General features: G+C 54.3%; 2 protein-coding genes. Both read left to right on the top strand.

The window, feature by feature from the left end; all coding sequences use genetic code 11:
- On the top strand, positions 1-635 hold a 635-nt coding region (locus A3AY_RS0112840; protein WP_018326069.1), incomplete at its 5' end, for an ABC transporter permease.
- 1 nt (position 636) lies between these two features.
- A partial coding sequence (locus A3AY_RS0112835; protein ID WP_040668649.1) for an ABC transporter permease occupies positions 637-1120 on the top strand: 484 nt, incomplete at its 3' end.

Here is a 1120-nt window from a genome sequence, read left to right as displayed (position 1 = left end):
TGCTGACGGCGCTTCTTTCAATACTCGTTGGGGTTTCCTTCGGGGTTCTTGCCGCTTGGCGTGCTAGGGGCTGGGCGGACCGCTTTCTGATTGGTTTCTCGGCAGTTGGCTTTTCTGTCCCGGTATTTGTGATCGGCTATTTCCTCGTTTACGTCTTTGCGATCCAGACTCATTGGCTGCCTGTCCAGGGGTATAAGCCGATAGGTCAGGGTATGACAGCTTGGCTCGTGCACTTAATCCTGCCAACACTCACCTTAAGCCTTGCATACATTGCTTTTATTGCCCGCATCACCCGGTCAAGCATGCTTGAGGTATTGTCAGAAGATTATATGCGAACGGCCGCAGCCAAAGGCGCATCGTCGTATGCGATGCTGTTTCATCACGCCTTGAAAAACGCTGGTGTTCCGATCCTTACAGCGATTGGATTAAGTTTCGCCGGTCTCGTCGGTGGCGTCGTCCTTACGGAAACGGTGTTCAACATACCAGGCATCGGTCGCCTGGTTGTCGATGCCATCAACGGGCGGGATTATCCCATCATCCAAAGCGTTCTAATTATCGTCTCGGGCCTTTATGTCCTGATCAATCTCATGGTCGATCTTGCTTACACGCTCATCGACCCGCGAATCCGGTACTGACATGGCTATCTCAACATCACCAACACAACCTGGCGCGCAAGATCGATTTCGGATCTCAGTGCTTGCCCGACGCCACCCTCTGGTCCTAACCGGCGGTGGGCTCCTCGTTCTCCTGATCCTTGCTGCACTTCTTGCTCCGTTCTATGCCGGTGATCCGGGGAGAATGGATCCCTTCGCTCGCCTGCAGCCTCCATCCAGTGATCATTGGCTGGGCGCCGATAACCTCGGTCGTGATGTTCTAGTCCGGACCATCTACGGCGCGCGTATTTCGCTCATGGTCGGGCTGGCGTCGGCTCTGGTAGCAGCATTAGCCGGGCTCATGATCGGCATTGTGGCTGGTTACGTCCGCGCAGTCGACAATCTGGTTATGCGTTTCATGGACGCCTTGATGTCGATCCCAACCATTCTTCTGGCCATTGCGCTAATCTCGTTAACCGGCTCAGGAATAGGAATTTTGGTCTTCGCTATCGCTCTTCCCGAGATAC

This window comes from Rhizobium giardinii bv. giardinii H152 (genome assembly GCF_000379605.1).
Classification (GTDB): Bacteria; Pseudomonadota; Alphaproteobacteria; order Rhizobiales; family Rhizobiaceae; genus Pararhizobium; species Pararhizobium giardinii.
The sequence above is the reverse complement of the archived record's forward strand: the minus strand, read 5'-3'. Positions and strand labels throughout refer to the sequence as shown.